The organism is Candidatus Angelobacter sp. (assembly GCA_035607015.1).
Classification (GTDB): Bacteria; Verrucomicrobiota; Verrucomicrobiia; order Limisphaerales; family AV2; genus AV2.
Map to the genome: position 1 here is coordinate 1 of DATNDF010000026.1, position 6,668 is coordinate 6,668.

The 6,668-nt window shown below is 58.2% G+C and carries 7 protein-coding genes; 6 read left to right on the plus strand and 1 reads right to left on the minus strand.

Going from position 1 to position 6,668, the window contains the following annotated elements; genetic code table 11:
* The 3 genes from VN887_01090 to VN887_01100 all read left to right on the plus strand — a co-directional run.
* The coding region (locus VN887_01090) for an FtsX-like permease family protein (GenBank protein HXT38595.1) at positions 1 to 1,021 on the plus strand (1,021 nt) is incomplete at its 5' end.
* A gap of 77 nt (positions 1,022 to 1,098) precedes the next feature.
* Positions 1,099 to 1,764 (plus strand): ABC transporter ATP-binding protein, encoded by a 666-nt coding sequence (locus VN887_01095; protein HXT38596.1) that lies wholly within the window; start codon positions 1,099 to 1,101, stop codon positions 1,762 to 1,764.
* A 128-nt stretch (positions 1,765 to 1,892) separates the two neighbouring features.
* Positions 1,893 to 3,443, plus strand: a complete 1,551-nt coding sequence (locus tag VN887_01100) for a TolC family protein (GenBank protein HXT38597.1) — start codon at positions 1,893 to 1,895, stop codon at positions 3,441 to 3,443.
* A gap of 62 nt (positions 3,444 to 3,505) precedes the next feature.
* Here VN887_01100 and VN887_01105 read toward each other — a convergent pair whose 3' ends face one another.
* Positions 3,506 to 3,967: a PaaI family thioesterase gene (locus tag VN887_01105; protein ID HXT38598.1), complete on the minus strand. Its 462-nt coding sequence runs from the start codon at positions 3,965 to 3,967 to the stop codon at positions 3,506 to 3,508.
* Between the two features lie 96 nt (positions 3,968 to 4,063).
* Between VN887_01105 and VN887_01110 the strand changes: the two genes are divergently transcribed.
* The 3 genes from VN887_01110 to murJ all read left to right on the plus strand — a co-directional run.
* On the plus strand, positions 4,064 to 4,858 hold the full coding sequence (locus VN887_01110) for a thymidylate synthase (protein ID HXT38599.1): 795 nt from the start codon (positions 4,064 to 4,066) through the stop codon (positions 4,856 to 4,858).
* Positions 4,855 to 5,439: a dihydrofolate reductase gene (locus VN887_01115; protein HXT38600.1), complete on the plus strand. Its 585-nt coding sequence runs from the start codon at positions 4,855 to 4,857 to the stop codon at positions 5,437 to 5,439. Before VN887_01110 ends, VN887_01115 begins: the two co-directional genes overlap by 4 nt.
* A 50-nt stretch (positions 5,440 to 5,489) precedes the next feature.
* A partial coding sequence (murJ, locus tag VN887_01120; GenBank protein HXT38601.1) for a murein biosynthesis integral membrane protein MurJ occupies positions 5,490 to 6,668 on the plus strand: 1,179 nt, incomplete at its 3' end.

A 6,668-nucleotide genomic window follows, 5' to 3' on the forward strand; every position in this document is an offset into this window, starting at 1 on the left:
AAGCAAGGCCTTGAAGGAAGGCTGGCAGGCGGGGGTCGACAAGTGGTTTACGTTTCGAAAACTGGCATTGGAGCGCCTTCAAACAGCGCCGGGCGTCGAGTCTGCCGCCGTAAACGATGGTGCAGGGTTTGACGACTATGAGGTGGAAGGGAAAACAGGACCGGTATGGCTCGGGTACAGCTCTGTCAGCGTGCTCAACGGAGACTACCTGCGGACCGTCGGAGCCAAACTCGTGGCGGGTCGTTTGTTGTCAAAGGAGGACGCGTCGCAGGGACAGAGGGGCGTGGTGATCAACGAAAAGCTGGCCAAGGATTGCTGGCCGGGTGAGAGTCCGCTGGGCAAACAGCTTCGCCGCAGCAAGCCAAGGCGCGATTATGTAGTGGTTGGGATAGTGAGGAATATCAGGGACCGGCAGTTGGAATCGGAAGATAAGCCGGTGTTTTACGAACCTTACGAGCGTGAAACGGAGGCATTGTCGGGCGGCCTCGGAGATTACGCGGTCCGCAGTTCCGGGGATTTCAGCCAGTTGCGAGCGGCGATGGTCCAGGCGGGCAAGGAGATGATGGTTCCGGTTGAACTGAATGATTTTTACTCCATCGAATCGCAGTTGTACCGGGCCACAGCGCCGCGACGCGTGATGATGTGGCTGCTGCTTTCTCTGGGAGGACTCGGATTGCTGCTGTCAGCGGTGGGTATGTATGCGGTTCTGGCTTATTCGGTGACGCGCCGCACACGGGAAGTCGGCATCCGCATGGCCGTGGGAGCGAGTCGGAGCCAGGTAAGAAGCCTTTTCTTCCGACAAGGCGTGCGACTGATCGTAAACGGCCTGGTTCTCGGATTGGTCCTCGCCATCTCGGCCGGCGAATATATTCGCAGCCTGTTGTTTGGCGTTTCTCCCGCAGATCCCTGGGCTCTGGCCACCGTGGTGGTGACACTGGGTGTTGTGGGAGGCCTCGCCTGCTGGTCACCCGCCCGCCGCGCGGCGAAAGTCGATCCGATGCGGGCACTGCGCTGTGAATAATTTAATGCGAAATTCGGATTGCGGAGTGGAGAATGACAAAACTGCGGACACTGGGAGATTAACGACGAACAAGATCTATGATCAAACTGCGGAACCTTGAAAAATCCGTGAAGACCAAGGCGGGCTTCACTTACCTGCTGCGACAGATCAATCTCGACATCGCCGAAGGCGAGTTCATCACCATCATGGGGCCGAGCGGCGCGGGCAAATCAACGCTGCTGAGCATCATCGGCTTTTACGACAACGCATGGGAGGGCGAATACCATCTGTTCGACCAGCCAGTCCATAAACTGGGGCCCAAGGAGCGGGCGGCCCTCAACAAAAAGCACGTCGGCTTTGTTTTTCAGCAGTTTCATTTGCTCGACGACCTGACGGTGGCGGAGAACCTGGACATTCCGCTGTCGTATCGAGATGTCAAAAAGTCGGAGCGCCAGGCCACCGTGGCGGATACCCTCGACCGCTTCGGCATCGTGGCGAAGAAGGATTTGTTTCCCAGCCAGCTTTCCGGCGGCCAGCAGCAACTCGTGGCGGTGGCGCGGGCCATCGTCGCGAAGCCGTCATTGATTCTCGCGGACGAGCCGACCGGCAATCTGCATTCCGACCAGGGCCGTGAGATCATGGAACTTTTTCGGAAGCTGAATGGCGCCGGGACGACCATCGTCCAAGTCACTCATTCCGAAGCCAACGCCGCGTTTGGCCATCGCATCATCCGGCTGCGCGACGGCTGGCTGGTGAAGGAGTGACGGAACACGACGGGCGCTGTCCAAAGACAGATTATTGTAACTCCAAATGGAAAACCTGTGTCATGAAAGAACGACGTTTGTTTGACGAATCGGGAAGAATGAAGCAATCTCGGCCCCCAATGCAAATCATGCGAAATCTCGCGCTCGCAATTGGTGTGGCCGCAGCGGCCGCCCACGCGCAAACCACCAACTCCTTTTCGACGAAAAGCCTTGCGCTGAACGACTGCATCCAGCTCGCGCTGCAACACAACTTTGATGTGAGGATCGAGCGGGTGAATCCCGAGATCGCGCGCTACAACGTCAGCCTCGCTTATGCAGGATACGATCCAGGCCTGGATTTCCGGGCAACACATTCGTACAACTCTTCGCTCGGCACTTTGATCAATGGCACGCTTTCGATTCCGGCCAGCGCGACCAAATCGGATTCGTTCAATGTGGGGATTGGCGGGGCGGCTCCCATCGACAGCGGGCTCACCTACAGCCTGAACGCCAGTGTTTCACAAACGGTCGGCGACAGGTTTAATCCCATTTCGACTGTTGTCACCAACGGTGGAGTGGTCACGACCAATACTTCCTTCCTGGCTGCACCGTTTCAAAACGCAAACGGATCCGTAAGCATCAGTCTGACACAACCGTTGTTGAAGAATCTTTGGATTGATAACATCCGTTACAATATTCAGATCAGCAAAAGCCAGTTGCGGGGCACGGAATGGGGCCTTCGCGGGCGCATCATTGACATCATCACGCAGGTCGAAACCGCCTATTACAACCTGATTGCCGCCCGGGAAAATGTGAAGGTCCAGGAAAAGGCGCTGCAACTGGCGGAACAGTTGCTCGCCGAGAACAAGAAAAAGGTGGAGGTTGGCGCTCTCGCCCAACTGGATGAAAAACAGGCGGAGTCTCAGGTTGCCTCGAGCCGGGCGGATTTGCTGACAGCGCAGAACACGCTCGGCACACGCCAGCGGGTTTTGAAAAATCTCCTCAGTGACGATTACAGCGAATGGTCGAACGTCCTTATTGATCCTGCGGAGCCTTTGACGGCCGTTCCGCAGATGCTGAATCTGCAGGCGAGCTGGCAGAACGGTCTCACGATGCGCCCCGACCTGGAGCAGGCGCGTTTGAACGCCGATCAACTCGGCATCACGTTGAAATTCCAGCGCAACCAGCTCTTTCCGCAGTTGGATCTCACCGGCACGTTTGGCCGCAACGGCAATTCGGGTGTTTACAGCGAGGTGTTCGGCCAGATTCGCGACGCGGAAGGGCCGTTTTATTCGGTGGGCGCGGAGTTCAGAATTCCTCTGGGCAACCAGGCCGCGCGCAACAATTACAAAATCACCAAAGCGCAAAGGGCACAGGCACTCTTGCGGCTCAAGCAACTCGAGCAAACCATCATGGTGGGAATCGAGGATGCCGTCGGCACGGCCATCGGCAATTACGAGCGTGTCAAAGCCACACGCGAAGCCTCCTCGTACGCGGACGAAGCTCTCAAGGCGGAACAGAAAAAGCTGGAAAATGGCAAGAGCACCAATTTCGAAGTGCTTCAATTGCAAAAAAATCTCACGGCGGCGCGCTCCGCCGAGATTCAGGCACTGGCTGATTACAACAACGCGCTCGCCGCGCTCGCCGCGAGCGAAGGGACGACCCTTCAGCGACTCAACCTCAGTCTGGAAGTGAAGTGAGGCACCGGGTTCTCCGGGTCGCGCCGGGCGAACACCCCGCCGGCAGAAACGCCTCCGCCCGGTCAACTGAAAATGTTGTCCGTGCTTTCGGCAAAATCGCCCAGCATTTCCGCGAGTTGGTCGTGCTTGATTGGAAGGTATTTCCCGGTGGCGGAGGCAAGCGCGGTTTCCTGTTGGTTTCTCAACTCAGCTTTCGCTTCGAACAATTTGCCGCGGCGGTCCGCGGTGAGTTCGCCGACGACCAGCAATTCGTCGCCGGGCCGCGCGGGCAGCAGAAAACGCACGGTCAACTCGGCGCAAAATGCAAAGCGCCTGGTCCGCACGCCGATGGCCCAGACCATCGCCTCGTCCAACACCGTTGAAACAAGCCCGCCGTGAACGGTCCGCTTGAATCCGACGTGCTCGGACCGCGGGATGAACCGAGCTTGAGCGATTCGCCCGTCGGTTTCAAAATCCAGTTTCAACCCGCCTGCATTGTGCAAGCCGCAGACGAAACACGATCTGGTATGGGGAAGCTTCAACATGCGCGCGATGGTCGAAAGCCGGGCACGGGTAGTCGAGCGGAAAAAATTGAACTTTGCGCCGCCGCTGCTTTGGATTAGACCAAGCGGGCGTTTGTCATGTTACAATATCATCAGCTTCTCAAGCTCGTTCTCGAACACGGGAAATTCAAAGCCGACCGCACCGGCACGGGCACATACGCCGTGTTCGGAGCGCAGGCGCGCTTCCCGTTGAATGATGGGTTTCCGCTGCTGACGACCAAGAAGTTGCACGTCAAATCCATCATCCACGAACTGCTCTGGTTCCTGAGCGGCGACACAAACGTGAAATACCTCAATGAACACGGCGTGACGATCTGGGATGAGTGGGCCGGTAAAGACGGCAACCTCGGCCGTGTCTATGGCGCGCAATGGTGCGACTGGCGCACCACCGACGGCCGTTCGATCCACCAGATTGACCAGGTCATCGGTCAGATCAAAAAAAATCCCGACAGCCGTCGTCACATCGTGACTGCTTGGAACCCCGGCGAGATCGAGCAAATGGCGCTGCCACCATGTCACGCGTTGTTCCAGTTCTTTGTTCAGGAGGGCGAACTGAGCTGCCAGCTTTACCAAAGGAGCGCCGATTTGTTTCTGGGCGTGCCGTTCAATATCGCGAGCTACGCGCTGCTGACGCTGATGGTCGCTCAGGTTTGTAATTTGAAGCCCGGCACGTTTGTGCATACCTTCGGCGACCTGCACCTTTACGCCAACCACCTCGAACAGGCGAAACTGCAACTGACGCGCGAGCCGCGTCCGCTGCCGACCATGAAGCTCGACCCCGCCGTGAAGAACATTCACGAATTCACGTTCGAGGATTTCGAGCTGGTCGGCTACGATCCGCATCCGGCCATCAAGGCGCCGATTGCGGTGTGAAACACTTCAAAGCCATCGCGGCGATGTCGGAGAACCGCGTCATCGGCGCGGGCAACAAAATCCCGTGGCATCTGCCGGAAGATTTCAAGTGGTTCAAGAAAATGACCACGGGCAATGTCGTCATTGTCGGACGAAAAACGTTCGAGAGCCTTGGCAAACCACTGCCCAATCGCATCACCATCGTTCTGAGCCGGCGTCCGGGACTCCTGAAGCGTGAGTTCCCGGATCTGTTCGGCGAGGCGTGGACTGCGCGAGGCAAGACGGCGGTTCCGAATCCGTACCAGTTTGAGCTTCCCAAAATTGGCGGTGTGACCGCCATCGACCTGCGCATTATTAAAGACTTCTTGAAACTCAGCCCGACGGATTCTCCGGTGGACTGTTTTATCTGTGGTGGCGCGCAGATTTACGCGCAAGCCCTGCCGCTTTGTTCCGATCTTTACCTCACGCTGGTGAAACGAGTCGTCGAGGGCGACGCGTTCTTTCCCCCATTCGAGGACCGGTTCGAAATGGTCGAAGAAATCCTCGACCGTCCCGACTTCAAAATCCTTCATTACCGGAATCGCGCCCTGATTCCGCGCTGAATCAACTTTGCGCTTTGAACTTGGGGGGCCGGCCTCTAGCCTCGCGCGCAATGTCGCAAATGCTCAAGTCATCCGGCTCGCTCGCGGCCGCCACGCTTACGAGCCGGGTGCTCGGCCTGGTGCGCGAGATGGTTTATGCCGCGTTCATGGGCAACGGCTGGGTGGCGAGCGCGTTTACACTCGCATTCCAGGTGCCGAATCTGTTTCGCCGCCTGCTCGGCGAGGGCGCGCTTACGGCGGCGTTCATCCCGATCTTCAAGCGGAAGGAAATCGACGAGGGCGAACTCGAAATGTGGCGCACGGCAAACGCTGTGATTTCCGGATTGATTGTGGCGGCAACGGTGGTGACGGCGCTCGCGATTGCCGCAATTTCCGTCGCCCTGGCGGCGGGCCGGTTTGAGCCGGAGACCGACCTGATGCTGCGCTTGCTGCGCATCATGTTTCCCTATGTGTTGCTGGTCTGCCTGGCGGCGGCGTTGATCGGCATGGCCAACGCGCGCGGCCATTTTTTTGTGCCGGCGCTGGGCGCGGCGCTGCTCAACGTGGTGATGATTTCCAGCGTCCTCTTCCTCGCGCCGCGGCTGGGCTTGGAGTTGCCGAAAGAATTGAGGTTGCCAAAGCAGATTTTCGCGCTGGCGGCCGGCGTACTGGTTGCCGGCGTGGCGCAGGCCTTGTTTCAGGTTCCGAGTTTGTATCGCGAGGGATTCCGTTTCCGGTGGGTCCGCCCATGGGGCGACCCGACCGTTCACGAGGTCGTCCGCAAGATGCTGCCCGGTTCCATCGGCGTCGCCGCGTTTCAAATCAACGTCCTCATCACGCAATGTTTCTCGTTCTGGTTCGACCCGTCGATTGTTTCCACATTCAACTACTCGGTCCGCCTGATGGAACTGCCACAGGGGATGTTTGGCATCTCGCTTGCAACCTATCTTCTGCCGACCCTCGCCGGACTGGCGGCGGAAAAGAAATACCCGGAGTTCCGGGCGACATTGGGACAGGGGTTGGGCTACCTGTCTTTCGTCAATCTGATTGCCTCGGCGATGGCTCTTGCCTTGGCCGAGCCGATAGTGCGCCTGCTGTTCGAGCACGGTAAATTCGACGCCCAAGCCACGCATCGCGTTGCGCTGGCCCTGGGCTGTCTGGCGCCCGGCCTGTTGCTGTTCTCTACGGTCAACATTCTGGGGCGGGCCTTCTATGCGCTGAACGACATCAAGACGCCGATGAAGATCAGC

Excerpts from the sequence above, each read along its gene's own strand:
- VN887_01105 (HXT38598.1), bottom strand. The coding sequence starts at position 3,967 with ATGTTGAAGCTTCCCCATACCAGATCGTGTTTCGTCTGCGGCTTGCAC.
- VN887_01100 (HXT38597.1), top strand. The coding sequence starts at position 1,893 with ATGCGAAATCTCGCGCTCGCAATTGGTGTGGCCGCAGCGGCCGCCCAC.
- VN887_01095 (HXT38596.1), top strand. The coding sequence starts at position 1,099 with ATGATCAAACTGCGGAACCTTGAAAAATCCGTGAAGACCAAGGCGGGC.
- VN887_01110 (HXT38599.1), top strand. The coding sequence starts at position 4,064 with ATGTTACAATATCATCAGCTTCTCAAGCTCGTTCTCGAACACGGGAAA.